The sequence below is a fragment of the Microvirga yunnanensis genome (genome assembly GCF_025460875.1).
The window spans coordinates 34,569-59,568 of sequence record NZ_JAMXFI010000045.1 but is presented as its reverse complement, the minus strand read 5'-3'; the positions used below and the strand labels follow the sequence as shown (position 1 = coordinate 59,568).

The 25,000-nt window shown below is 66.9% G+C and carries 22 protein-coding genes; 13 read left to right on the top strand and 9 right to left on the bottom strand.

Annotation, left to right across the window (positions count from 1 at the left end; all coding sequences use genetic code 11):
* The 13 genes from NF876_RS21590 to NF876_RS21530 all read left to right on the top strand — a co-directional run.
* Positions 1-1,088, top strand: a 1,088-nt coding sequence (locus tag NF876_RS21590) for an extracellular solute-binding protein (RefSeq protein ID WP_262270689.1), incomplete at its 5' end; no start/stop codon positions are given.
* Positions 1,085-2,947, top strand: coding sequence for an extracellular solute-binding protein (locus tag NF876_RS21585; protein ID WP_262270688.1), 1,863 nt, complete (start codon positions 1,085-1,087; stop codon positions 2,945-2,947). The genes NF876_RS21590 and NF876_RS21585, both read left to right, overlap by 4 nt.
* Positions 2,948-3,019: 72 nt before the next feature.
* The gene (locus tag NF876_RS21580; RefSeq protein ID WP_262270687.1) at positions 3,020-4,129 is read left to right on the top strand and encodes a microcin C ABC transporter permease YejB; all 1,110 of its coding nucleotides are present in this window, start codon (positions 3,020-3,022) and stop codon (positions 4,127-4,129) included.
* A 1-nt stretch (position 4,130) separates the two neighbouring features.
* Positions 4,131-5,294, top strand: coding sequence for an ABC transporter permease (locus NF876_RS21575; protein WP_262270686.1), 1,164 nt, complete (start codon positions 4,131-4,133; stop codon positions 5,292-5,294).
* Positions 5,291-6,919 carry an ABC transporter ATP-binding protein gene (locus NF876_RS21570; RefSeq protein ID WP_262270685.1) on the top strand — a complete coding sequence of 543 codons (1,629 nt, stop codon included), beginning with the start codon at positions 5,291-5,293 and terminating at the stop codon, positions 6,917-6,919. Before NF876_RS21575 ends, NF876_RS21570 begins: the two co-directional genes overlap by 4 nt.
* 19 nt (positions 6,920-6,938) lie before the next feature.
* On the top strand, positions 6,939-7,949 hold the full coding sequence (locus NF876_RS21565) for a cation diffusion facilitator family transporter (protein WP_262270684.1): 1,011 nt from the start codon (positions 6,939-6,941) through the stop codon (positions 7,947-7,949).
* A gap of 68 nt (positions 7,950-8,017) precedes the next feature.
* Positions 8,018-9,238 (top strand): phosphopentomutase, encoded by a 1,221-nt coding sequence (locus NF876_RS21560; protein WP_262270683.1) that lies wholly within the window; start codon positions 8,018-8,020, stop codon positions 9,236-9,238.
* Between the two features lie 275 nt (positions 9,239-9,513).
* Positions 9,514-10,776, top strand: coding sequence for a GTP cyclohydrolase II (locus NF876_RS21555; protein WP_262270682.1), 1,263 nt, complete (start codon positions 9,514-9,516; stop codon positions 10,774-10,776).
* A 101-nt stretch (positions 10,777-10,877) separates the two neighbouring features.
* The gene (locus NF876_RS21550; RefSeq protein ID WP_262270681.1) at positions 10,878-12,131 is read left to right on the top strand and encodes a URC4/urg3 family protein; all 1,254 of its coding nucleotides are present in this window, start codon (positions 10,878-10,880) and stop codon (positions 12,129-12,131) included.
* A gap of 36 nt (positions 12,132-12,167) precedes the next feature.
* Positions 12,168-12,797, top strand: a complete 630-nt coding sequence (upp, locus tag NF876_RS21545) for a uracil phosphoribosyltransferase (protein WP_262270693.1) — start codon at positions 12,168-12,170, stop codon at positions 12,795-12,797.
* A 16-nt stretch (positions 12,798-12,813) separates the two neighbouring features.
* Positions 12,814-13,716, top strand: a complete 903-nt coding sequence (locus NF876_RS21540) for a 2-dehydro-3-deoxygalactonokinase (RefSeq protein ID WP_262270680.1) — start codon at positions 12,814-12,816, stop codon at positions 13,714-13,716.
* 358 nt (positions 13,717-14,074) lie between these two features.
* Positions 14,075-15,457: a leucyl aminopeptidase family protein gene (locus NF876_RS21535; RefSeq protein WP_262270679.1), complete on the top strand. Its 1,383-nt coding sequence runs from the start codon at positions 14,075-14,077 to the stop codon at positions 15,455-15,457.
* Positions 15,458-15,519: 62 nt separating this feature from the next.
* Positions 15,520-16,371, top strand: a complete 852-nt coding sequence (locus tag NF876_RS21530) for a C40 family peptidase (RefSeq protein ID WP_262270678.1) — start codon at positions 15,520-15,522, stop codon at positions 16,369-16,371.
* 241 nt (positions 16,372-16,612) lie between these two features.
* On the opposite strand, the gene NF876_RS21525 is transcribed toward NF876_RS21530, so the two are convergent.
* The 9 genes from NF876_RS21525 to NF876_RS21485 are packed head-to-tail and all read right to left on the bottom strand — an operon-like array spanning position 16,613 to position 24,883.
* Positions 16,613-17,554 (bottom strand): 2-hydroxyacid dehydrogenase, encoded by a 942-nt coding sequence (locus NF876_RS21525; RefSeq protein WP_262270677.1) that lies wholly within the window; start codon positions 17,552-17,554, stop codon positions 16,613-16,615.
* Positions 17,551-18,873, bottom strand: coding sequence for a thymidine phosphorylase (deoA, locus tag NF876_RS21520; RefSeq protein ID WP_262270676.1), 1,323 nt, complete (start codon positions 18,871-18,873; stop codon positions 17,551-17,553). Before deoA ends, NF876_RS21525 begins: the two co-directional genes overlap by 4 nt.
* A gap of 1 nt (position 18,874) precedes the next feature.
* On the bottom strand, positions 18,875-19,636 hold the full coding sequence (gene deoC / locus NF876_RS21515; protein WP_262270675.1) for a deoxyribose-phosphate aldolase: 762 nt from the start codon (positions 19,634-19,636) through the stop codon (positions 18,875-18,877).
* On the bottom strand, positions 19,629-20,450 hold the full coding sequence (locus NF876_RS21510; RefSeq protein WP_262270674.1) for a purine-nucleoside phosphorylase: 822 nt from the start codon (positions 20,448-20,450) through the stop codon (positions 19,629-19,631). Before NF876_RS21510 ends, deoC begins: the two co-directional genes overlap by 8 nt.
* Before the next feature lie 59 nt (positions 20,451-20,509).
* Positions 20,510-20,914, bottom strand: a complete 405-nt coding sequence (locus tag NF876_RS21505) for a cytidine deaminase (protein ID WP_262270673.1) — start codon at positions 20,912-20,914, stop codon at positions 20,510-20,512.
* A 2-nt stretch (positions 20,915-20,916) separates the two neighbouring features.
* Positions 20,917-21,822 (bottom strand): ABC transporter permease, encoded by a 906-nt coding sequence (locus tag NF876_RS21500; protein WP_262270672.1) that lies wholly within the window; start codon positions 21,820-21,822, stop codon positions 20,917-20,919.
* 3 nt (positions 21,823-21,825) lie between these two features.
* Positions 21,826-22,929, bottom strand: coding sequence for an ABC transporter permease (locus NF876_RS21495; RefSeq protein WP_262270671.1), 1,104 nt, complete (start codon positions 22,927-22,929; stop codon positions 21,826-21,828).
* Positions 22,926-23,360, bottom strand: a complete 435-nt coding sequence (locus NF876_RS21490) for a VOC family protein (protein ID WP_262270670.1) — start codon at positions 23,358-23,360, stop codon at positions 22,926-22,928. Before NF876_RS21490 ends, NF876_RS21495 begins: the two co-directional genes overlap by 4 nt.
* Complete coding sequence (locus NF876_RS21485) at positions 23,360-24,883, bottom strand: ABC transporter ATP-binding protein (protein ID WP_262270669.1); 1,524 nt, start codon at positions 24,881-24,883, stop codon at positions 23,360-23,362. Before NF876_RS21485 ends, NF876_RS21490 begins: the two co-directional genes overlap by 1 nt.
* Between the last annotated feature and the right edge of the window lie 117 nt (positions 24,884-25,000).

The following is a 25,000-nucleotide window of genomic DNA, read 5'->3' as shown; positions in this document are numbered from 1 at the left end:
TGGGGCAGAACAACTTCGACGAGATCCGCTACGAGTATTACCGGGATGCGACGGTGCTGCTCGAAGCCTTCAAGGCCGACCGCCTCGACTTTCGCACGGAGAACAGCGCGCGCAACTGGGCGACCGGTTACGATTTTCCGGCGCGCCAGGAAGGCCGCGTGATCCTGGAGGAGTTCCCGTTCCGCGCCACGGGCGTGATGCAGGCCTTCGTGCTCAACATGCGGCGCGACAAGTTCAAGGATCAGCGCGTCCGTCGCGCCTTCAACCTCGCCTTCCCGTTCGAGGAACTGAACAAGACGATCTTCTACGGCCTCTACGAGCGGCCCTCGAGCTATTTCTACGGGCTCGATCTCGCGTCGTCCGGACTGCCTGAAGGCAAGGAGCGGGAGATCCTCGAGAGCGTCCGCGACAAGGTCCCGGCCTCCGTCTTCACGACGCCGTACACGAACCCTGTCAACGACTCGCCCGAGACGATCCGCAACAACCTTCGCGAGGCCGACCGCCTCCTCAAGGAGGCCGGCTGGGAGATCAAGAACGGCCGCCGCGTCAATGCGAAAGGCGAGGTTCTGACCGTGGAGCTGCTCAGCAGCAGCCCCAACGAGGAACGGGTGTTCCTGCCCTACAAGGCGTCCCTGGACCGCCTCGGCATCGCGGCCTCGGTGCGCACCATCGACGACGTGCAGTACACGAACCGCACCCGGTCCTTCGACTTCGACATCGCCACCGGCCTCTGGCCGCAATCGCTCTCGCCCGGCAACGAGCAACGCGAGTTCTGGGGCTCGCAGGCGGCGGCGCGCGACGGCTCGCGCAACCTCGCCGGCATCGCCGATCCCGGCGTGGATGCGCTCATCGACAGGGTCATCTTCGCCAAGAACCGCGACGAGCTCGTCGCCGCCACCAAGGCTCTCGACCGCGTCCTTCTCGCCCACGATTACGTGGTCCCACAATGGACATCGCTGAAGCAGCGCACGGCGCGCTGGAACCGCTACAGCCATCCCGACACCATGCCGCGCTTCGGCGGCGCCGCGTTCCCGACCATCTGGTGGTACGATGAAGCGAAGGCCGCCAAGACGGGAGCTCCGCGATGAGAACAATCACCCGCCGCCTCATCCTCAAGACGGGAGCGGCAGGCGCCGCTCTTGCCGTGCTGCCGCGCATCGGCCTGGCGCAGGAAGGCGAGACGGAGACGCACGGGCTCTCGAGCTTCGGCGAGCTGAAGCAGCCGCCGGACTTCAAGCATTTCGACTACGTGAACCCCGCCGCGCCCAAGGGCGGCACGTTGGCGATCCAGATCAAGCAGACCACCGGCAATCAGAATTTCGACACCTTCAACACCCTCAATGTCTTCGTGCTGCGAGGCGACGGCGCGGCCGGGATGACCGGGACGTTCGACACCCTGATGGCCGGCTCGGCCGATGAACCGGACGCGCTTTATGGGCTCGTGGCGAAGAGCGTCCGCATCTCCGACGACAAGCTCACCTACCGCTTCGTCCTGCGACCCGAGGCGCGCTTCCACGACGGCTCGAAGCTGACCGCGAAGGATGCGGCCTTCTCGCTCAACATCCTGAAGGCCAAGGGGCATCCCGTCTTCAGCCAGCTCCTGGCCCAAATGGCGTCGGCCGAAGCGGAATCGGACGAGATCCTGCGTGTCCAGTTCACGCCGCAGCGCAGCCGCGACATCCATCTCATCGTGGCCGGCATGCCGATCTTCTCCGAGCGCTACTGGCAGGGCAAGGATTTCGAGGCCTCGACCCTGGAGGCGCCGCTCGGTTCCGGCCCCTACAAGGTCGGCCGCTTCGAGGTGGGCCGCTTCATCGAGTTCGAGCGTGTCCCGGATTACTGGGCCAAGGACCTGCCGGTGAATGTGGGGCAGAACAATTTCGACCGCATCCGGTACGAGTATTTCCGCGACCGCACGGTCGCGTTCGAGGCGTTCAAGAACGGCACGCTCAACTATCACGAGGAATACACCTCCCGCACCTGGACGACCGGATACGACTTTCCCGCCATGCGCGAAGGCCGGGTCAAGAAGGAAGAGATCTCGAACGATTCTCCTTCTGCCATCCAGGGCTGGTACTTCAATACGCGCCGCGAGGCCTTCAAGGACCCGCGCATCCGCGAGGCCATCGGTCTCGCGTTCGATTTCGAGTGGACGAACACCAACATCATGTTCGGCCTCTACCGGCGCACCACATCGTTCTTCGAGAACAGCGACATGAAGGCCGTGGGCAAGCCCTCGCCGGAGGAACTCGCCCTGCTCGAGCCCTTCCGCGACAAGCTGCCGGCCTCGGTCTTCGCGGATCCCGTCGTTCCGCCGGTCTCCGACGGGTCCGGGCAGGACCGGCAGCTGCTGCGCCGGGCCGACGAACTCCTGCGGCAGGCGGGCTGCAAGCGTGACGGCGGCGTGCTGAAGCTGCCGAACGGCCAGCCCTTCGCCATCGAGTTCCTCGATTTTCAGCCTTCGCTCCAGCCCCACACCCAGCCGTTCCAGAACAACCTGAAGCGCCTCGGCATCGATGCGCGCTCACGCATCGTGGATGCGGCCCAGTATCAGCAGCGCCTGAACGAATACGATTTCGACATGACGAGCCGCGCCCTCGGCGGCTCCACGACGCCGGGCGACAGCCTGCGGACCGTCTACGGCTCCCAGTCCGCCAGGACCCCGGGCGCGCAGAATCTCGCCGGCATCGCCGATCCGGCCGTGGACGCGCTGATCGAGCGGATCGGCAACGCCCGGTCGCGTCAGGAGCTGAACATCGCCTGCCGTGCCCTGGACCGGGTCCTCCGTTCGGGCCATTATTGGGTGCCCATGTGGTATCGGGCCAGCGAGTGGCTGGCCTATTGGGACCAGTTCTCGCGCCCGCAGACCAAGCCCCGCTTCGCCTCGGGCGCGCCGGGGACCTGGTGGTACGACGCCGAGAAGGCGAAGCGGATCGGAAGAGGATAAGGCTTGGACGATACAGACGGCTGCACCGACCTCTCTCCTGGCCGCATCGGCCGACAATCCTAAAGGCACCTGATGCTGGCCTATATCGCACGCCGCATACTTCTCATGATCCCGACGATCCTCGGGATCATGCTCATCTCCTTCGTGCTGGTGCAGTTCGCGCCCGGCGGCCCTGTCGAGCGCATCATCGCGCAGCTTCAGGGCCAGGATTCCGGCGCCTCCTCGCGCATCTCCGGCGGCGGGAGCGATTTCGGCGCTCAGAGCCCCGGCGGGGTCGGCGCGGGCGATGCCTCGTCCTCGCGCTACCGCGGCGCCCAGGGGCTCGACCCGCAATTCATCAAGCAGCTCGAGGCGCAGTTCGGTTTCGACAAGCCGGCCTACGAACGCTTCCTGAAGATGCTGTGGGACTATGCCCGCTTCGATTTCGGCAAGAGCTATTTCCGTGACATCTCGGTCCTGGAGCTCATCAAGGAGAAGCTTCCGGTCTCGATCAGCCTGGGCCTGTGGATGACCCTTCTCTCCTATGCGATCTCCATTCCGCTGGGCATCAAGAAGGCCGTGCGGGACGGCTCCTCCTTCGATATCTGGACCTCCGCCATCGTCATCATCGGCTACGCCATTCCGGGCTTCCTCTTCGCGATCCTGCTGATCGTGCTCTTCGCCGGCGGCTCGTTCTGGCAGATCTTCCCCCTGCGGGGCCTCACGTCCGAGAACTGGGCCTTCATGCCCTGGTACAGCCAGATCGCCGATTACTTCTGGCACCTGGTGCTGCCGATCACCGCCATGGCGCTCGGCGCCTTCGCCACCTCGACGCTTCTCACCAAGAACTCGTTCCTCGACGAGATCCGCAAGCAATACGTGCTGACCGCCCGCATGAAGGGCCTGTCCGAGCGACAGGTGCTGTACGGCCACGTGTTCCGCAATGCGATGCTGATCGTCATCGCGGGCTTCCCGGGAGCCTTCATCGGCGCCTTCTTCGCCGGCGCGCTGCTCATCGAGACGATCTTCTCCCTCGACGGCCTCGGGCTCCTCTCCTTCGAGTCCATCGTGAACCGCGACTATCCGGTGGTGTTCGCCAACCTCTACATCTTCTCCCTGGTGGGCCTGGCAGTGAACCTGCTCTCGGACCTCACCTATACCTGGATCGATCCGCGGATCGACTTCGAGACCCGGGAGGCGTGAGATGAACGAGAACGTGCCCCTGGTCTCGCCGGCCTCCTCGCCGGTCGCCCCGCCCCTGCCGAAAGAGGGCTTCATCAGGCTCTCGCCGCTGAACCGGCGGCGGCTGCAGAACTTCAAGGCCAACCGGCGCGGCTACTGGTCGTTCTGGATCTTCCTGATCCTGTTCGGCTTGAGCCTCTTTGCGGAGCTGATCGCCAACGACAAGCCGATCCTCGCCTCCTACAAGGGCGAGCTGCTCTATCCGGCCTTCGTGGATTATCCGGAGGAGAAGTTCGGCGGCTTCCTGGCGCAGACCGATTACCGCGATCCGGTCATCGCCAAGGAGATCCAGGAGAACGGCTGGCTGCTCTGGGCGCCGATCCGCTTCTCCTACAACACGCACAATCTCGACCTTCCCGTTCCAGCGCCGGCACCGCCCACCTGGATGCTCACCGATGCGCAATGCCGCCCCATCGCCGAGCGCACCGGCGGCACCGGTTGCCGCGACATCGAGTGGAACTGGCTCGGCACCGACGACCAGGGCCGCGACGTCGTCGCCCGCCTGATCTACGGCTTCCGCATCTCGGTTCTGTTCGGCCTCACGCTGGCCGGCATTTCATCCATCGTGGGCATTCTTGCCGGCGCCGTGCAGGGCTATTACGGCGGCTGGACCGACCTCCTGTTCCAGCGCTTCATCGAGATCTGGACGGCGATCCCGTCGCTCTATCTCCTGATCATCATCTCGGCCGTCATCACGCCGAGCTTCTTCGTGCTGCTCGGCATCCTGCTGCTGTTCTCCTGGGTGTCGCTGGTGGGCGTGGTGCGCGCCGAGTTCCTGCGGGCCAGGAACTTCGAATATGTGCGCGCCGCCCGGGCCCTGGGCCTGTCCAACGGCACCATCATGTTCAAGCACCTCCTGCCGAACGCCATGGTGGCGACCCTGACCTTCATGCCGTTCATCATCAACGGCTCGATCAGCACGCTCACCTCCCTCGACTTCCTCGGCTTCGGCCTGCCGCCCGGCTCGCCGTCCCTTGGCGAATTGCTGGCGCAGGGCAAGGCCAACCTTCAGGCGCCGTGGCTCGGCCTCGCCGGCTTCTTCGTGATCGCCATCATGCTCAGCCTCCTCATCTTCATAGGCGAAGCGGTGCGCGACGCCTTCGACCCGCGGAAGACGTTCCGATGACCGAGCCCCTCCTCTCCGTCCAGGACCTCTCCGTCGCGTTCCGCCAGGGCGCGGGCGACATGCTGGCGGTCGACCGGGTGTCGTTCGACGTCATGCCGGGCGAAACGGTGGCGCTGGTGGGCGAGTCCGGCTCCGGCAAGTCCGTCACGGCCCTGTCGGCCCTCAAGCTCCTGCCCTACCCGTCCGCCCATCATCCGTCCGGCCGCATCCTGTTTAAGGGCAAGGACCTGATCGCCGCGGACGAGAACGAGATGCGCAAGGTCCGGGGCGACGACATCACCATGGTGTTCCAGGAGCCGATGACGTCGCTCAACCCGCTCCACACCATCGAGCGGCAGGTCGGCGAGATCCTCAAGCTTCATCGCGGCCTCTCCGACCGCCAGGCCCGCGCCCGCACGCTCGAGCTCCTCACCCTCGTGGGCATCCGCGATGCGGAAAGCCGCCTCGACGCCTATCCGCACCAGCTCTCCGGCGGCCAGCGCCAGCGCGTGATGATCGCCATGGCGCTCGCCAACGAACCCGACCTCTTCATCGCCGACGAGCCGACGACCGCGCTCGACGTGACGGTGCAGGCGCAGATCCTCAAACTGCTCGCCGAACTGAAGAGCAGGCTCAACATGTCGATGCTGTTCATCACGCACGATCTCGGCATCGTGCGAAAGGTGGCCGACCGTGTCTGCGTGATGCTCAAAGGCAAGATCGTCGAGCAGGGCACGATTGCGGAAGTGTTCGGCAACCCGCAGCATCCCTACACGCAGAGGCTCCTGGCGGCCGAACCGAAAGGCCGCGCCAACCCGGTTCCGAACGACGCCCCGGTCATCGTCGAAGCCGGGCCGATCAAGGTCTGGTTCCCGATCAAGCGCGGCTTCTTCCAGAAGACCGTCGGCCACGTGAAAGCGGTCGACGGCGTATCCGTGCGGGTGCGCCGGGGCGAGACCGTCGGGGTGGTGGGCGAATCCGGCTCGGGCAAGACCACGCTCGGCCTCGCCATCCTGCGTCTCGTGCAGTCGGAAGGTCCGATCGTCTTCCTCGGCAACCGCATCGACGGCATGCGCGGAACGGCGATCCGCCCGATGCGCAAGGACCTGCAGGTGGTGTTCCAGGACCCCTACGGCTCCCTGTCGCCGCGAATGTCCGTGGCCGAGATCGTCGAGGAGGGACTGCTCGTCCAGGACAAGGGGCTCTCCTACGCCCAGCGCCGCGAGATCGTCGCCAAGGCGCTTCAGGATGTCGGCCTCGACCCGTCGACCATGGACCGCTATCCGCACGAGTTCTCCGGCGGCCAGCGCCAGCGCATCGCCATCGCGCGCGCCATGGCGCTCGAACCGCAATTCATCATGCTCGACGAGCCGACCTCGGCCCTCGACATGTCCGTGCAGGCGCAGATCGTGGAGTTGCTGCGCGACCTCCAGAAGCGGCGCAATCTTGCCTACATGTTCATCAGCCACGATCTCAAGGTGGTGCGGGCGCTCGCGAACCATGTGGTGGTGATGCAGAACGGCAAGATCGTCGAGGAAGGATCGGCCGAGAGCATCTTCGCCGCGCCCCGCACCGATTACACCAAGGCGCTCTTCGCCGCCGCCTTCAATCTGGAGACGGCCGCCTCGAACGCCGTTCGAGAATAGGGTTCAAACGTTCTCCGTCATGCATGCGCACCACCATTCAGGCGGCCATCATCACGGGCATTTCCATGCCCCTCAGGCCGGCCATGGACGCGCCTTCGCGATCGGGATCGCGCTCAACCTCGCCTTCGTGGCCATCGAGGCGGGCTACGGCTTCTGGGCCGATTCCATGGCCCTGCTCTCCGATGCCGGCCACAACCTGAGCGACGTGCTCGGCCTCGCCATCGCCTGGGGGGCGGCCCTGCTCGCACGTCGCGCGCCCACGGAGCGCTTCACCTACGGGCTGCGCTCGAGCTCCATCCTGGCCGCCCTGTTCAATGCCGTCCTCCTGCTGGTCGCGGTGGGCGGCATCGTGTGGGAATCCATCCAGAGGCTCATCGCGCCGACGCCGGTCGCGGCGGGCGCCATGATGATCGTGGCCGGCATCGGCATCGTGGTGAACGGGTTCACGGCCTTTCTCTTCATGGGCGGCCAGCACGATTTGAACATCCGCGGCGCATTCCTGCACATGGTGGCGGACGCGGCCGTGTCCCTCGGGGTCGTTCTCGGCGGCCTCGCGATCCTCTGGACCGGCGCCGACTGGATCGACCCGGCGCTCAGCCTCGTCATCGCGGCCGTCATCGTCTGGGGCACCTGGGGATTGCTGAAGCAGTCCCTGGCGCTGTCCCTTCACGGCGTGCCGCGCGGGATCGCCATGCCCGATGTCCGGAATGCCCTGGAGGCCATGCCCGGGGTCGCCCGGGTCCATCACCTCCATGTCTGGGCGGTGAGCACCACCGAGACGGCGATGACGGCCCATCTCGTCATGCCCGGCGGGCACCCGGGCGACCGGTTCCTGGCCGAGGCGCAGCGGGAGCTGAAAGCCCATTTCGGCATCGGACATGCGACCCTGCAGATCGAGGTTCACCGGCCGGGCACCGACAATCACGGCCCGGAATGTCCGCTCGATGATCATGTCGAGATCCACGGGGGGCACGATCATGAGGGGCACGATCATGAGGGGCACGATCATGGGGGGCACCCCCACCCTTAGAGAGCATCGCATCTTTCCCCGCGATGCCGTATCAATCGTGATTCTCGTGGCTTGAAGGACAGGACGACATGCCTCGCGCTCTTCTCATCGTGCTCGATTCGGTCGGTATCGGCGGAGCCGAGGATGCGGACGCCTATGGCGACGCCGGCGCCGACACGGTCGGGCACATCGCCGAGGCCTGCGCGGCCGGACGGGGCGACCAGGCCGGCCTGCGCGCGGGGCCGCTGCGGCTGCCGCACATGACGGCGCTCGGCCTCGGCCTCGCCTGCGAAGCCTCGACGGGGCGCATACCGCCGAACCTCGCGCCCCAGGGCTCCCTCAAGGGTTCTTGGGGCTACGGCGTCGAGACCTCGAAGGGCAAGGACACGCCCTCGGGCCATTGGGAGATCGCGGGCGTTCCCGTCACCTTCGACTGGGGCTACTTCCCCGATACCGTCCCGACCTTCCCGGAGGAGCTGATTGCGGCGTTCATCGCGCGCGGCGCGCTACCGGGCGTTCTCGGGAACAAGCACGCCTCCGGCACCGCCATCATCGACGAGTTCGGCGCCGAGCACATGCGCACCGGCAAGCCGATCTTCTACACCTCCGTCGACAGCGTGCTGCAGATCGCCGCCCACGAGGAAACCTTCGGGCTGGAGCGGCTCTACGAGCTCTGCCGGATCGGGCGCGAGCTCTGCGACCCCTACAAGATCGGCCGCGTGATCGCCCGGCCCTTCGTCGGCTCGTCGGAAGCGGGCTTCAAGCGCACCGGCAACCGCAAGGACTTCGCCACGCCGCCGCCGGCCGACACCATCCTCGACACATTGACGAAGGCCGGGCGCCCGGTGGTCACGGTCGGCAAGATCGGCGACATCTTCGCCCATCGCGGCACCGGCCGGGAGGTCAAGCCCAACGGCAACGACGCCTGCCTGTCCGCCGCCATCGCGGCGATGAACGATCTGCCCGACGGCGGCTTCGTCTTCGCCAACCTGGTGGATTTCGACAGCGAGTTCGGTCACCGCCGTGACATTCCCGGCTATGCCGCCGCCCTCGAGGCCTTCGACCGGCGCATCCCGGAGATCGAGGCCGCTCTCAAGGACGGCGACCTCGTGGTCATCACCGCCGACCACGGCAACGATCCCTCCTGGCGGGGCTCCGACCACACCCGCGAGCACGTGCCGATTCTCAGCTTCGGGACGGGCGTGCCCCAGGGTCCGATCGGCCGGCGCGACAGCTTTGCCGATATCGGCGCGAGCGTGCTGGCCCATCTGGCCGTGCCCCGCGCCGGCAAAGGCACCCCATGGCTCTGATCCGCCGCGTCATGGCCGCCCCGGACTCGATCCGGGGTCGGTCCAGGCCATGCCGTTCCGGTGAACGGCGGCGCTTCTCGCATCGGGATCACCGGCACGAGGCCGGTGACGACGGATGAACAGCGGCATCGGTCCTGGGAAAAGGCCAAGCTGCCGCACCTTCGCCTGCCGCCATTGACGGCACCGAAACTTTGGATCAGTCTGCCAAGGATCGTATGGAGGCTCTCCGACGATCGGTCGAGGGAGTCTTCCCGTTTTTGCGTGGAAGATCGTTCATGACCTCGCCTAACCGCTCGACCCATATCCGGCTCACCTCCCATCCCGAGCCGAACGCAGGCACCATCAAGCATCCGATCAAGTGGGGGGCGACAGATCCCCGGGAGCGCGGCCCGATCATCGGAACCGTGACCAATCCGGCCGACCGCAACGTGATCGGCGCCCATGGCGGCTCCTATTCCCTCTACCGGGCGCTCGCCATCTCGGCCCGGGCGCTCAATCCTCTGGCGCGGCCCGATCTTCACAACACGCACCCGACCGCCGAGATCGGCCCGCATCCGCAATGGTCGGAGCCGGGCCGGATCGTGTCCCTCGACCCCTGGGGCCATCTGGTCGGCGAGGTCTACAAGGACGAGATCGCCGGCGGGCTCGACATCCGCCCGAGCATCGCGGTCACCAAGGCACGCCTCAACATGCCCGAGATCCTCGGCGCCATGGGGGCGAAGCGCCTCAAGGCCGACGGCGGCTTCCTGCACGAATCCGGCGACATCTCGGTCACGAAGATCGCGGTCGATCCGGTCTGGTACCTGCCCGGCATCGCGCAGCGCTTCGGCTGCTCCGAGGGCGAGTTGCGCCGCACCCTGTTCGAGCAGACCGGCGGCATGTTCCCGGAACTCGTCACCCGGCCCGACATGAGCGTGTTCCTGCCGCCCATCGGCAACATCACGGTCTACGTGGTCGGCGACGTGTCGCGCCTGAGCGACCCGAAGACCCGCATTGCCTGCCGGGTTCACGACGAATGCAACGGCTCGGACGTGTTCGGCTCCGACATCTGCACCTGCCGCCCCTACCTCGTGCACGGCATCGAGGAATGCGTGCGGGAGGCGCAGGAGGGCGGCGTCGGCGTGATCGCCTATAACCGCAAGGAAGGCCGGGCGCTCGGCGAGGTCACCAAGTTCCTCGTCTACAATGCCCGCAAGCGGCAGGAAGGCGGCGACCAGGCCTCCACCTATTTCGAGCGCACCGAATGCGTGGCCGGCGTCCAGGATGCGCGCTTCCAGCAGCTGATGCCGGACGTTCTGCACTGGCTCGGCATTCGGCGCATCGACCGGCTCATGTCCATGTCGAACATGAAATACGACGCCATCACCGGATCGGGCATCGAGGTGGTCGAGCGCGTGCCGATCCCGGCCGAGCTGGTGCCGCCGGACGCGCAGGTGGAACTGGAGGCCAAGAAGGCCGCCGGCTATTACACGCCCGACGGCGCGCCGGATGCATCGGAACTCGAGCGCGTGAAGGGCCGCGATCTGGAGCGGTTCTGACGCCGGCATCTTAACCTTCTCGTCAAACGGTCGCGCGCCGGGATGCTGCGCGGCCGAAAGACTATGCTATCGCTCCCGACCCGAGAGCACCGGAGCCCTGCGTGACGGACCAGCCTGACCTGTATTCAGAGACCAAAGCCGCCCGAAGCCTGCTGACCGCCGCCGCGGTGCGCGACCGCTCGCACCAGCTCCTGCGAGCCGGGCTCGAGGGACGCCTCGGTCATTTCACGGTCGATCTCGACCGCCTAGAGCCCTGCGCCGACGAGGTCGTGGCGACGATCCGCGACGCCTACCCGTCCCTCGACATTCCCTTCCACGCCCGCTGGCGCCATTTCGCCGCCGGCGGCCACGAGCGCTGGGATGCGGTGATGCACGGCGCTCCCTGGGAAACCGCCGCCGACATGGCCCGCTCGGCCTTCGACCTCGCCATCGTGTCCGTCCTGCTCGACGCGGGCGCGGGCGCGCAATGGCGCTACGAGGAGGGCCGCACGGGCGAGACCTATATCCGTTCCGAAGGCCTCGCGGTGGCAAGCTTCGACCTGTTCGTGAGCGGCGCCTTCTCCAGCAGGCCGGAAGATCCGTTCCGCGTGGACGCGGACGTGCTGATGACCCTCACGCCCGACGATCTGGCGGAAGGCTTCCAGGTCTCGGGTGACAATCCGCTGGTCGGGCTCGAAGGCCGCGCCGCCCTGCTCAACCGCCTGGGCCGCGTCGTCGCGACGAATCCGGACATCTTCGGGCAGGTCGACGATCCGAGGCCCGGCGGGCTGTTCGACGTGATCGCGGCGACCGCCGAGAACGACGAGATCAGGGCCACATCCATTCTCGAGGCGCTGCTCACCCATCTCGGACCGATCTGGCCGGGACGGATCAGCCTGGGCGGGATCGATCTCGGCGACACCTGGCGCCATCCCCTGGTGGAGGCGCCGGATGCCACGAACGGATTGATCCCGTTCCACAAGCTGTCCCAGTGGCTGTCCTATTCGCTGATCGAGCCGCTCGAATGGGCGGGCTTCACGGTCGTCGCCATCGATGGCCTCACGGGCCTGCCCGAATACCGCAACGGCGGCCTCTTCCTCGACACGGGCGTGATCGCCCTGAAGGATCCGGCCGATGCCGACCGCGCCCACGCGGTGGATTCCAGGCTCGTGGTGGAATGGCGGGCCTTGACCGTCGCTCTTCTCGACCGCATTGCCGAACCCATCCGGGCGAAGCTAGGATTCGCCGCGGGAGATTTTCCCCTGGCCAAGGTGCTGGAAGGCGGCACCTGGGCGACGGGGCGGAGACTGGCGAAGGAGAAGCGCGGCGACGGCTCGCCCCCTCTCAGCGTGATCAGTGACGGGACAGTGTTTTAGATGAATCAGCAGACGACGATCAAAGAGGGAAAAAGCATGCAGGGCGTCACGGTGGTCGATCATCCGCTGGTTCAGCACAAGCTGACCCTGATGCGGGACAGGGAGCGCTCGACGAAGGGCTTCCGCCAGCTCCTCAATGAAATCGGCATGCTGCTCTGCTACGAGGTCACCCGAGACCTGCCCATGGAGCGCATCCAGATCGAGACGCCGCTCACCACCATGGAAGGCGCGCAGATCGCCGGCAAGAAGCTCGTTTTCGCCCCCATCCTGCGCGCGGGCGTCGGCTTCCTCGACGGCATGCTCACCCTGGTTCCTGCCGCCCGCGTCGCCCATATCGGCCTCTACCGTGATCCGGAATCACTCCAGGCGGTGGAATACTACTTCAAGGCTCCCAGCGACCTCGCCGACCGCATGGTGCTGGTGCTCGACCCGATGCTGGCGACGGCCAACTCCGCGGTGGCGGCCATCGACCGGCTGAAGGAGCGCGGCGCCAAGGACCTGCGCTTCGTCTGCCTGCTCGCGGCGCCGGAGGGCATCGAGAAGCTGCGCGGCGCGCATCCGGACGTGCATATCTGGACCGCGTCCATCGACGAGCGGCTGAACGATCACGGCTACATCGTGCCGGGCCTCGGCGATGCCGGCGACCGGATGTACGGAACGCGCTAATCAAGGATCGTCCATCTTGCGCTTCATCGTCGCCGATTGGGGAACGACCCGCTTTCGTGGCTATCTGATCGAGGACGAGACCATTCTCGATCAGGTCTCGTCGAACGAGGGCGTCTCGGCCCTCCGACAAGGCCAGCACCGGGACGTGTTCCTGCGCCAGTGCGGGCATTGGCTGAAGGCCGAGCCGGATGCGCCGGTGCTGCTCGTCGGCATGGTGGGAAGCCGCGAGGGCTGGGTCGAGGCGCCTTACGCCACCTGCCCGGCCGGCCCGGCCGAGATCGCCCGGGCGCTCGTGCCGGTGGATCTGGAGAACAGCCGCCGGGGCTACATCATTCCCGGCCTGTTCTGCGAGCCCGCTCCCGGCGCCGCCGACGTGATGCGCGGCGAGGAGACGCTGGTCCTCGGCGCCGGAATCGAGAACGGGTTGATCTGCTCGGCGGGCACCCACCCGAAATGGATCGAGATGAGGGACGGGCGCATCGAGCGCTTCGCCACCTATATGACCGGCGAGATGTACGCTCTCCTGCGCGAGCACTCCATGATCGGGCGACCGGCCACCGCGCCGGAAGACCCGGCAGGCTTCGACCTCGGCCTGGATGCCGCCGAGCGCAACAGCGGCGAGACCAGGGTCGGCCTGCTCCACCTCCTGTTCAGCGCCCGCGCCTCCGTGGTGTCGGGGCGGATGAACAGCAACCTCCTGGCGCCTTATCTCTCCGGTTTGCTGACCGGCGACGAGATCAACGGCGCGCTGGCGCAGTTCGGCCGCCCTGCCTCCGTGACGATCCTGGCCGCGCCGGAGCGTGCCGAGCTCTACGCCCACGCGCTCAAGCGGCACGGCATCGAGACCAGGACCAAGGACACGCAGCAGGCCCTCATCGCCGGCTTGGCCCGGATCGTGCGCCAGCACGCCCTGGGGTGACGCTTCCGGTCGTCCCGGACAGGGATCCTGCCCCCTTGCGGCGGCATGAAGGGTGGAGGCCGCACGGTCGGAGCGATGTGCTTGCAGGATTCCCGGCCAATCGTTCCCCCGCGTCATCACCGGCCTTGCGCCGGTGATCCCGATGCGGAAAGGCGCCGAGCCCCAGCGGATCGGGATGGCCTGGGCAAGCCCGGCCATGACGGGACGGGTGTGACGGGCTGGTCTCACCCGGTTACGCCGCTCCCGTGCCTGGCGCTCACCCACGAAGGCGTCAGAAGCCCTCCGGGGTGACACGGGTCGCTTCCACACTTAAAACCTCATCCCAAACCATCGTTCTCAACGGTCCAGGTCGAACCTCATGCCCCATCCCCTCCTCGTCTCCGCAAGTGACGCCTCGACGCCCATCTGGCTCGTGAACGAACGGACCTGGCCGGAGATCGCCGGGCAGCTCCCGCCGATCGCTCGGGGTTTTGCGAAGGCGCAGGGCTTCGAGGGCAAGGCCGGGAGCCACTGCCTGCTCCCCGACACGGACGGCGGCCTCGCGGGCGTCGTCTTCGGCCTGAGCGGCACGGATGCCAGGCACAACGATCCGTTCCTCGTCGGCAAGCTCCCGACCCTTTTGCCCGACGGGGTCTACCGCTTCGAGACCGACCCGCCGAACCCGACGCTCGCGACCCTCGCGTGGCTTCTGGGCAGCTACAGCTTCGACCGCTATCGCAAGCGCGGCGAGAAGTCGGTTCGCCTCGTGACGCCGAAGGGCGTCGAGGCCGACGAGGTCTCGCACATCGCGGACGCGGTCTATGCCAGCCGTGACCTCGTCAATACGCCCACCAGCGATCTCGGCCCTGACGGCATCGAGGCGGCCGCACGGGAACTGGCCGAGCGGCACGGCGCCGCCTTCACCAGCATCGTGGGCGACGATCTTCTGGCGCGAAACTTCCCGATGATCCATGCGGTCGGCCGTGCCTCGATCACGCCGCCGCGCCTGATCGATTTCACCTGGGGCAAGGCCGATGCGCCGCGCGTCACCCTGGTGGGCAAGGGCGTCGCTTTCGATACCGGCGGTCTCGACATCAAGCCCGCCTCCTCGATGCTGCTCATGCGCAAGGACATGGGCGGTGCGGCCGCCACCCTCGCGCTCGCCTCGATGATCATGGATGCCGGGCTGCCCGTGCGCCTGCGCGTGCTGATTCCGGCGGTCGAGAACTCCATCTCCGGTAACGCGTTCCGGCCGGGAGACATTCTGCCGAGCCGCAAGGGCATCACGGTGGAGATCGGCAACACCGATGCGGAAGGCCGGCTCATCCTGGCCGATGCCCTGGCGCTCGCGGACGAGGAGAGCCCCGACCTCCTGGTCGATTTCGCCACCCTCACGGGGGCTGCCCGCGTGGCGCTGGGGCCCGAGCTGCCGCCCTTCTACACCGATGACGATGCGCTGGCCGCCGACATCGCCCGCCACGGCATGGCGGTGAACGATCCCGTATGGCGCATGCCGCTCTGGGCGCCCTACCAGAGCCAGCTCGATTCCAAGTTCGCCGACATGAACAACACCGGCGGGCCCATGGGCGGCTCCATCACGGCGGCCCTGTTCCTGCGGCGCTTCGTGTCGTCCGCGCAGGCGCACGTGCATTTCGACATCTTCGCCTGGAACAATTCCACCAGGCCCGCGCGGCCCGAAGGCGGCGAGGTTCAGGCGGCCCGCGCCATGTATGCTCTCCTGAAGGAGCGCTATGGCGTCTGACCGGATGGCAGAAATGCCTCGAACAGGGTAGAAGATTGCATGATCGTTCCGGAGCCGTCCCGATGAGTTTCGACCGCCGCATCACGCCCGTCCGCGCAGACCTGGCCGATGAACGCCTGCGCGGGCAGGTCGAGGCCGAACGTTTCACCACCGGGACGGTCAGGCGCATCGTCTCCCCGTTCTCGCCCCTGCACCGCCATCCCTCCCGCGAAGCGCCCGTCGACACGCAGGCGATCTTTGGGGAAAGCGTGACCGTCTACGACGAGCACGAGGGCTGGGCCTGGGTGCAGCTCCATGGCGACGGCTATGTGGGCTATCTGTCGAGCGTTGCTCTAGGGGAAGCCAGAGACGCGCCAACCCACAGGGTCCGGGCGATCCGGACCTTCATCTACCCGGGCCCCAACCTGAAGCTGCCTTTTCAGGACTACCTGACGCTGAACTCCACGGTGGCCGTGACGGAAACACAGGGCGATTACGCGCGGCTTGCCACCGGCGGCTGGGTCTTCGCCCCGCACCTGGACGGGCTCGACGCGTTCGAAGACGATTACGTGAGCGTCGCCGAGCGCTTCCTGCACACGCCCTATCTCTGGGGCGGCAAGACGAGCCTCGGCATCGACTGCTCGGGACTGGCCCAGACCGTGCTGGCTGCCGCCGGCATCGAGGCTCCGCGCGACAGCGACATGCAGGAGCGCGCACTCGGGACGCCCGTCGCGGTGACACCGGGCCTCAGCGGCCTCCAGCGCGGCGATCTCGTGTTCTGGAAGGGCCATGTGGGGCTGATGATGGACGCCACGAACTTCATCCACGCCACCGGCCACAGCATGACCGTGATGATCGAGCCGCTCGCGGTCGCCGAGGAGCGTATCCGCCGGACGAGCTACGGGCCGATCAGCTCGATCAAGCGGCTCGGCTGAACTCTCGCAGCCGCGACTGTCCTCTCGGCGATTTCTCTCGTCATGGCCGGGCCTGTCCCGGCCATCCCGCTACGGAAAGGCGCGGCGCGACAACCAATCGGGATCACCGGCACAAGGCCGGTGATGACGTTGACGTCACGGGCCTTCATTAGAGCTGTTTCCACTCACGTGGAATCATCTCTTGTCTTTGCCGAGCCGCATTTTTTGACGGTGAACCGGATCCACTTCACCGAAAAATGCTCTAATAGCCCCGCGTCCGATCAACGACATTCTCGAACGCCTCCCCGGCCTCATGGCGGCGGATCTGCCGCGCGATGTAGCGCGCCGTCGCTTCCGGCTCGCTCGTCGCCGAGTTGTGCGGGGTGATCGTCACGCGCGGATGCGACCAGAGGGGTGATGCCTCCGGCAGGGGCTCCGTCTCGAACACGTCGAGGGTCGCCGCCATCAGCGTGCCGTCGTCGAGGCAGGAGAGGATGTCCGCCTCGACTTGCAGCTTGCCGCGCCCCGCATTGATCAGGATCGGGCCGCCGAGCCTGCCGTCGCGTGGGAGTTTCTCGAACAGGGAGCGATTGAGGATGCCCTTCGTGTCCGGCGTGAGCGGCATGAGCGCGATGAGGATGTCGGTTCGGTTCAGGAACGGGGTCAATCCCCCCTCGCCCGCATAGACCTCGAAGCCTTCGACGGCTTTCGGCGTGCGGCTCCAGCCGGCCACATCGAAGCCCATCATCGTCAGCTTGCGCGCGGAATCCTGCCCCAGCACCCCGAACCCCATGATGCCGACGCGCACGTCGCCGGCGATCGGCGGCGCCCGGTCGGGGTTCCAGCGCTTCGCCTTCTGGTCCTCGTCGAAGCGGCGCTGCTCGCGCAGGTGCATGAGGCAATGGAGCACCATGTACTCGCTCATGCGATGGGTGAGATCGTCCTGCGCCACGCGCACGATGGGCACGTCGGGCAGATCCGGATAGCTCATCAGGTGGTCGACTCCGGCTCCGAGCGAGAAGATCGCCTCGAGGGCCGGCAGGTTGGACAGGCTCCCGGGCTTCGGGCCCCAGGTCGCCACATAGCGGATGGCGCTCCTGTCGAAATCCTCGCCCAGCACGGCGATGTCCCGATCCGGCAGGTGGCGCCGGAAGCGCTCGACCCAGGGCTGCGTCTCCCAGGTGACGGCGACAAGAAGGCTCATGCGCTCGCTCCGATCCGGTCGAGAATCGTGGGACCGGGGGCAGCCTTGCCCTCGCCGATCACGTAGGCGGCGCGCACTGCCCGCGCGGCCGCGTCTGCCGCTGCTTCAGTGCGGGCATGCACGATAGCGATCGGGCGATGGGCGTCGACCGTCTCGCCGATGGCCGCGAGGTAAGTGAGGCCCACTGCGTGATCGATCGGATCCTGCGGACGGGTGCGGCCTCCGCCGAGGGCCACGACGGCGACGCCGATGCCGCGCGCGGCAACCATCTGCACGACTCCGGCATGCTCGGCGTGGATGTCACGAACGACCGGCGCAGCCTGCAGATGGCTCTTGTGCCTTTCCAGGAAATCGCCAGGACCGCCGAGAGCGGCCACCATGCGCTGGAACACTTCTGCCGCTTTCCCGGACGAGATCGCGCGTTCGATCCTGTCGCGCGCCTCCTCGATGGTGGCGGCAAGCTTGCCGAGCAGCAGCATCTCGGCGGAGAGTTCCACCGTCACCTCGTGGAAGCGCTTCTCGCGGCGCCGCCCCGTCAGGTAATCGACCGCATAGGCCATCTCCACCGCATTGCCGGCCGCAGAAGCCAGCGACTCGTTCATGTCGGTGAGAAGCGCGCTGGTGGGAAGGCCCGCCCCATTGGCCACGAGCACGAGGCTCTCGGCGAGCTTGCGCGCATCCTCGGCATTGTCCATGAAGGCGCCGGTGCCGAACTTAACATCCATCACGAGGCCCTGGAGGCCTGCCGCCAGCTTCTTCGAGAGGATCGACGCGGTGATGAGATCGATCGACTCGACCGTCGCGGTCACGTCACGGATGGCGTAGAGGCGCTTGTCGGCCGGCGCGAGATCGGCCGTCTGGCCGATGATGGCGCAGCCGACCTCCCGCGTGACGCGCCTGAACGTGTCGATATCGGGCTGCGTGACATAGCCCGGGATGGAGTCGAACTTGTCGAGCGTGCCGCCCGTATGGCCGAGGCCGCGTCCGGAAATCATCGGCACATAGCCGCCGCAGGCCGCGACCGCGGGACCGAGCGCGAGGCTCACCGTGTCGCCGACGCCTCCCGTCGAATGCTTGTCGAGAACCGGGCCCGGCAGATCCCAGGTGAGCACCGTGCCCGAATGCATCATCGCGCGCGTCAGGGCCACGCGCTCCGGCACGGACAGCCCCTGAAAGAAGATCGCCATGGCGAAGGACGCCGCCTGCCCTTCGGTGACGCGGCCTGCCGTGAGGCCCTCGATGAAGTGCTCGATGTGCTCGGGATCGAGCGTGCCGCCGTCGCGCTTGTGGCGGATGATTTCCTGGGGCAGAAGCGTCATGTCAGTAGGTTCCGGTGGCCGCCGTGCCGGCCCGTCCTTCGATGGCGGCGATGAGCGCGTCGTAGACGCTGCTCGCGCCGATGCGGAATGTCCGCGGCGTCGCCCAGCCCGGGCCCATGACGCGGTCGGCGAGGTCGAGATAGATCTTCGCGTCCGCAACCGTGCGGATGCCCCCGGAGGGCTTGAGCCCGACGGACCGGCCTGACGCCTTGATCGCATTGAGCATGATCTCGGCGGCCTCGGGCGTCGCCGAAACAGGCGTCTTGCCGGTCGACGTCTTGATGAAGTCCGCTCCCGCCGCGATGGCGATGCGGCTTGCGGTCTCGATCAGGTGCGGATCCTTCAGCTCGCCCGTTTCAAGGATCACCTTCAGCAGGCGTCCTTGATCGACGAGATCGCGCACCGCCTCCACCATCTCGGTCGCCACGGCCAAGTCACCGCGGCGCACGGCATCGTAAGGCAGCACGAGGTCGATCTCGTTGGCGCCGTCGGAAAGGGCTTCCTGCGTATCGTCGGTGACGCGGCTCACGTCCTCGCCGCCGGCGGGGAAATTCACCACCGTGGCGATGCGCACGGGCGATCCCCGCAGGTTTTCCTGCGAACGCTTCACGAATTGCGGCCACACGCAGACGGCCGCCACCGGCCCATGCGGGTCGACTGCCCTCCTGCAGAGCGCGTCGATGGCCTGATCGGTGCAGGTCTCCGTCAGGTCGGTGAGATCGAGACTGCGCAGGGCGCGGCTTGCGATGGTCGCATCAGACATGGGGCAGCTCCGCAACGAAGGACCGGATGAGACGCTTGAACTTCTCTGACGCTTCCGCCGCCGTATCCTTGGTTTCCTGATGGGAGGGCGAAGCGCCTTCGATGCCGGCGGCAAGGTTCGTGACGACCGAGACGGCCGCGACCTTCAGGCCGTGATAGCGCGCGAGGATCACCTCCGGCACCGTCGACATGCCGACCAGGTCACCGCCGAGGATCTGCACCATCCTGATTTCGGCCGGGGTCTCGAAGCTCGGGCCGGAGAGCCACGCATAGACGCCTTCGGGCAGGTCGATGCCGCTCTTACGCGCGGCGCGCTGCAGGATCTGGCGCAGGTCCGAGTCGTAGGCGTTGGTGAGCGAGACGAAGCGGCCCTCGGAGTGATCCCGCAGGAGCGGATTGCCGCCCGAGAGGTTCAGGTGATCGCTGATCGCCACGAGGCTTCCCGGACGAATATCGGCGCGCACCGATCCTGCGGCATTGGTGGCCACGAAAACCGGAATGCCAAGCTCCTTCACGAGGGCGACCGGAATGCGCATCGCCCCTGCATCGCCCGTTTCGTAGTAATGAGCGCGGCCCTGGAACAGGAGCACCCGCTTGCCTTCGAGGGATCCGGTCACGAGCTTGCCGGCATGGCCGGAAACCCCGCTTCCCGGAAAATGCGGGATCTCAGCGTATGGGAGGCCGACCGCATCGCTCAGCTCGTCGACGAGGGTTCCGAGCCCCGTGCCGAGCACGAATGCCGCGTCGAAATGGCCGTCGAAGCCACGGGCACGGACAAATTCGGCCGCTTCCTGAATCATCTGGTGCATCGTCATCGTTTCAGGCCTGAACGGCAGGCCATCCTTTCATCGTCGCAAAAGGCTTCGGATCCGATCTAGCGATCCGTCAGGTTGTCGGGCCCGAAGGAAAAGGGCAACAGCTGGTCGAGCGTGAAGCGCTTCCGGATTCCCTCGGGACCGGCAATGTGAATGGGCGTGTCGGGCGCGGCGAACTCGCGGATGCGCTGGCGGCAGCCTCCGCAGGGCGTGACGAGGTGCTCGCCCTCGCCCATCACCACGATTTCGGCGATGCGGCCTTCCCCGGCCGCGATCATGGCCGAGATGGCTCCGGCTTCCGCGCAGGAGCCGACCGGATAGGCTGCGTTCTCCACGTTGCATCCGGTGAAGACCTGACCTCCGGGCGTGGCGATCGCAGCCCCGACCTTGAAGCGCGAATAGGGCGCATAGGCCCTGGCCTGAATCGCCTTGGCGGCCTCGAACAGAGTGTCCAGCGATGCCATGGTCAGCGCTCCTTCACATAGGGCACGCCCGCGGCCCGGGGCGGGATCGCCTTGCCGATGACCCCGGCGAGCAGGATGACGGTCATGAGATAGGGCAGCGCCTGGATCGCCTGGACCGGAACCTCGCCGATGCCGGGCAGCGAGATTCCCTGCAGGCGGATCGCGATGGCATCGAGCAGCCCGAACAGGAAGCACGCACCGAGCGCCGGCCAGGCCCGCCACTTGGCGAAGATCAGGGCCGCGAGCGCAATGAAGCCCTTGCCGGCCGTCATGTTGGGCAGGAAGCCCGCCGATTGGCCGACCGAGAGATAGGTTCCGCCGATGCCGCAGAGGACGCCGCCGATGATCACGGCGGTATAGCGCAGGCCGGTCACCGAGATGCCCGCCGTATCGACCGCGGCCGGGTTCTCGCCGACCGCGCGCAGGCGAAGACCGAAGCGGGTCCGCCCCAGCACGAACCAGGTGAGCGGCACGGCCAGCAGCACGATGTAGACCAGGGCCGAATGGCCGAAGATCGCATCGCCGAACCGCTGCACGCCCTCCAGCGGCGGCGTGCGCCCGCCCTGGCCGTACCAGGCATTGCCCACGATGGCCGTCAGCCCTGCGGCTAGCATGTTGATGGCGACGCCGGAGACGATCTGGTTGCCGCGCTGGCTGATGGAGGCGAAGCCGTGGATGAGACCGAAGACCACCGATGCGCCGATCCCGGCGACAAGCCCGATCCAGGCAGACCCGAAGGCATAGGCTGCCGCCGCCGCGGCAAAAGCCGCCACCAGCATCTTGCCCTCGAGGCCGATATCCACCACGCCGGAGCGTTCGGACCAGAGCCCGGCCAGGCACGCGGCGAGAAGCGGGATCGAGAGCCGCAGGGCCGAGTCGAAGACCGTGACGAGAGAGCTGAGATCCATGGCTCAGGCCCTCGCCAGCTTCTGGCGCGTGAACAGATGCGCCACGACGCGCCGGAAGAGCCCATCGAGGGCGCCCGCGAACAGGATGATGATGCCGCCGATCACCACTACCATGTCGCGGGTGATGGCCGGCTGCTCGAAGGCCAGTTCGGCGCCGCCCTGGTAGAGAATGCCGAAGAGGAGCGAGGCCAGGATGATGCCGACGGGATGCGCCCGCCCCATGAGGGCCACGGCGATGCCGACGAAGCCGTAGCCGGAGGTGAATTCCAGCAGCAGGCGATGCTGATAGCCCATGAGCTCGTTGACCGCGAGGCCTCCCGCCAGCGCACCGGAGATGACCATCGCGACGATAATGATGCGCGCGGGCGAGATGCCCGCATAGACGGCCGCCGTCGGGTTCGATCCGACGACGCGGATCGCGTAGCCCAGGCGCGAGCGGTAGATGAGGAGCCAGACGAAGTAGGACGCGGCCAGGGCGACCACGAGCGTCAGATTGAGCTGCGAGGCCGGGATCTCGATGCCGAACGCGGCGAAGACGTCGTGCATGAACGGAATATAGGACTGTTCAGGGAAGGCGCGGGTTTCCGGGTTCATGGATTGCGGCTCGCGCAGCACGTTCACCAGGAGGTAGACGATGAGCACGCTGGCCAGCCAGTTGAACATGATCGTCGTGATGACGATGTGGCTGCCGCGCTTCGCCTGGAGATAGCCGGGAACGGCCGCCCAGGCCGCCCCGAAGGCCGCGGCCCCGAGAATGCCGAGCGGGATGAGCAGGAAGCCCGGCAGAAAGGTCAGGTTGTTGAGCACGAGCGCGATGCCCAGACCCGCCAGGGTCGCCTGCCCTTCGCCGCCGATGTTGAACAGCCCGGCATGGTAGGCCACCGCGACCGCCAGTCCGACGAAGATGAAATCGGTCATGTAGAACAGGGTGAAGCCGAGCCCCTCCCCGGTGCCGAGGCTGCCCTGGATGAGATAGCGGGTGGCCGAGAGCGGGTTCTCGCCGATGCCGAGCACGACGAGGCCGGCGACGAGGAAAGCCGCCACCACGGAGATGGCGGGCACGAGAACCGTGTCGGCCCATTTGGGCAGGTCGAGTGGAGCGCTCACGTCTGACTATCCGGCAGGAACAGGTGCCCCTGCTCATCGAGAGGAAAGAACGGGTTCCAGGCGATTTCCCAGAGGTGCCCGTCGGGATCGGCGACATAGCCCGAATAACCGCCCCAGAACACGTCCTGCAACGGCTTGATGGGCGTCGCGCCCGCTTTCACGGCAAGGGCGAAGACCTCGTCGGCCTCTTGCCTGGAATGCGCGTTGTAGGCGAGCGTGATGGCGGCAAAGCCCGTGGGCTTGTCCTCGACATGCGCGTCTTCGGCGAGCGCAGCGCGCCCGAACAAAGCCAGCGCCAACCCATTCGCCTGGAAAAATACAACGGTGGGCTGACTGGCGTTCGAAGCCGTCCAGCCCCAGGACTCATAGAATGCGCGGGACTTCGCGAGATCGGAGACGCCGAGCGTGACGAGGGTCAGCCGTGGTTGCATCACGCCGCCTCGTCCGTCACGCCGGCCATGAGCAGGCCGAGCTCCTGCTCGTTCGTCTCGGAGGCCCGGCGCTCGCCGGTGATCCTGCCGCCGCACATGGTGAGGATGCGGTCGGACAGATTCATGATCTCGTCGAGTTCCACGGACACGAGGAGGATGGCGACGCCCGCGTCGCGCAGGCCGATGAGGCGCCGGTGGATGAACTCGATGGCCCCGATGTCGACGCCGCGGGTCGGCTGGCCGACGAGCAGCACCTTCGGGTTACGCTCGATCTCGCGCGCCAGCACGATCTTCTGCTGGTTGCCGCCGGAAAATTTCGAGGATTTCAGCCGCGGGGCCGGCGGGCGCACGTCGTACTGCTCCATCTTCTTCGCCAGATCCGCGATCAGGCGGTCATGGTCGAGGATCGGCCCGCGGCCGAGATGGGGCTCGTCGCTGAAGCCCAGGATGGCGCTCTCGAAAGCCGGGAAGGCCGGGACGAGGCCCATGCGCAGCCGGTCCTCGGGCACGTGCAGCAGTCCGAGCTGGCGCATGCGGTGGGGATTGTGCTCCGAGGCCGGAATGTCCCGTCCCTCGAGCCGGACCGAGCCGAACGCGGGATGGCGCATGCCGGCGATCGCTTCCATCAGCTCGCTCTGGCCGTTGCCGGCCACGCCCGCGATGCCGACGATCTCCCCCGCGCGCACGGCGAAGGTCGCGTTGGCCACCCGCACCACGCCGCGGGAATCGACGACCGAGAGGTCCTTGACCTCGAGCAGCGGCGCACCGGGCGTCTTGTCCGCCTTCTCGACGCGCAGGAGCACGCGACGACCGACCATCAGCTCGGCCAGCTCCGGGGGCGAGGTGTCGGCCGTCTCGACGCTCGCGACCATCTCGCCGCGCCGCATGACCGAGACCCGATCGGTGATCGCCATGATCTCGCGCAGCTTGTGCGTGATGAGGATGACGGTCTTGCCCTGCTCCTTGAGGGAGCGGAGCAGGACGAACAGCGCATCGGCCTCGGCCGGCGTCAGCACGGCGGTGGGCTCGTCGAGGATCAGGATATCGGCTCCGCGATAGAGGGCCTTGAGGATCTCCACGCGCTGCTGCAGGCCGACCGAGAGGTCGCCGACGGTCGCGTCCACGTCGATCTCGAGGCCGTAATCCCTGGCGAGCCGCGCGAGCTCGGCGCGGGCCCTGGCCTCGCCTGCGCGCAGCATGGCGCCGCCTTCGGCGCCGAGCATCACGTTGTCGACGACGCTCAGGGGCTCGACCAGCATGAAATGCTGGTGGACCATGCCGATTCCGGCATGAATGGCGTCGTTCGGCGTGCGGATGGAAATTCTCTTGCCGTTGACGTGGATCTCCCCGGTATCGGCCTCGTAGAAGCCGTACAGGATCGACATCAGGGTCGATTTGCCCGCGCCGTTCTCGCCGACGATGCCGTGGATCGTGCCGCGCTCCACGCGCAGGTTCACGTCCCGGTTGGCGTGAACGGCGCCGAAGCTCTTGTTGATGGCAATGAGTTCAATGGCTGGTGACATCGGCCTCGATTGATCTGCCGGCAATGGGGACATGAATGCCGGATCTTATCGGAAAAACAGAACCCGGTCGAAAAAGATTCGGCCGCAGGCCTTTGCGGGCCTGCGGCCGAAACGAGG

Bases quoted from the DNA above. Each gene is read 5' to 3' on its own strand.
- NF876_RS21510 (WP_262270674.1), bottom strand. From the start codon at position 20,450: ATGACGATGCACCAGATGATTCAGGAAGCGGCCGAATTTGTCCGTGCC.
- deoA (WP_262270676.1), bottom strand. From the start codon at position 18,873: ATGACGCTTCTGCCCCAGGAAATCATCCGCCACAAGCGCGACGGCGGC.
- NF876_RS21575 (WP_262270686.1), top strand. From the start codon at position 4,131: ATGAACGAGAACGTGCCCCTGGTCTCGCCGGCCTCCTCGCCGGTCGCC.
- deoC (WP_262270675.1), bottom strand. From the start codon at position 19,636: ATGTCTGATGCGACCATCGCAAGCCGCGCCCTGCGCAGTCTCGATCTC.
- NF876_RS21505 (WP_262270673.1), bottom strand. From the start codon at position 20,914: ATGGCATCGCTGGACACTCTGTTCGAGGCCGCCAAGGCGATTCAGGCC.
- NF876_RS21555 (WP_262270682.1), top strand. From the start codon at position 9,514: ATGACCTCGCCTAACCGCTCGACCCATATCCGGCTCACCTCCCATCCC.
- NF876_RS21500 (WP_262270672.1), bottom strand. From the start codon at position 21,822: ATGGATCTCAGCTCTCTCGTCACGGTCTTCGACTCGGCCCTGCGGCTC.
- NF876_RS21535 (WP_262270679.1), top strand. From the start codon at position 14,075: ATGCCCCATCCCCTCCTCGTCTCCGCAAGTGACGCCTCGACGCCCATC.
- NF876_RS21585 (WP_262270688.1), top strand. From the start codon at position 1,085: ATGAGAACAATCACCCGCCGCCTCATCCTCAAGACGGGAGCGGCAGGC.
- upp (WP_262270693.1), top strand. From the start codon at position 12,168: ATGCAGGGCGTCACGGTGGTCGATCATCCGCTGGTTCAGCACAAGCTG.
- NF876_RS21570 (WP_262270685.1), top strand. From the start codon at position 5,291: ATGACCGAGCCCCTCCTCTCCGTCCAGGACCTCTCCGTCGCGTTCCGC.
- NF876_RS21565 (WP_262270684.1), top strand. From the start codon at position 6,939: ATGCATGCGCACCACCATTCAGGCGGCCATCATCACGGGCATTTCCAT.
- NF876_RS21490 (WP_262270670.1), bottom strand. From the start codon at position 23,360: ATGCAACCACGGCTGACCCTCGTCACGCTCGGCGTCTCCGATCTCGCG.
- NF876_RS21560 (WP_262270683.1), top strand. From the start codon at position 8,018: ATGCCTCGCGCTCTTCTCATCGTGCTCGATTCGGTCGGTATCGGCGGA.
- NF876_RS21525 (WP_262270677.1), bottom strand. From the start codon at position 17,554: ATGAGCCTTCTTGTCGCCGTCACCTGGGAGACGCAGCCCTGGGTCGAG.
- NF876_RS21580 (WP_262270687.1), top strand. From the start codon at position 3,020: ATGCTGGCCTATATCGCACGCCGCATACTTCTCATGATCCCGACGATC.
- NF876_RS21485 (WP_262270669.1), bottom strand. From the start codon at position 24,883: ATGTCACCAGCCATTGAACTCATTGCCATCAACAAGAGCTTCGGCGCC.
- NF876_RS21530 (WP_262270678.1), top strand. From the start codon at position 15,520: ATGAGTTTCGACCGCCGCATCACGCCCGTCCGCGCAGACCTGGCCGAT.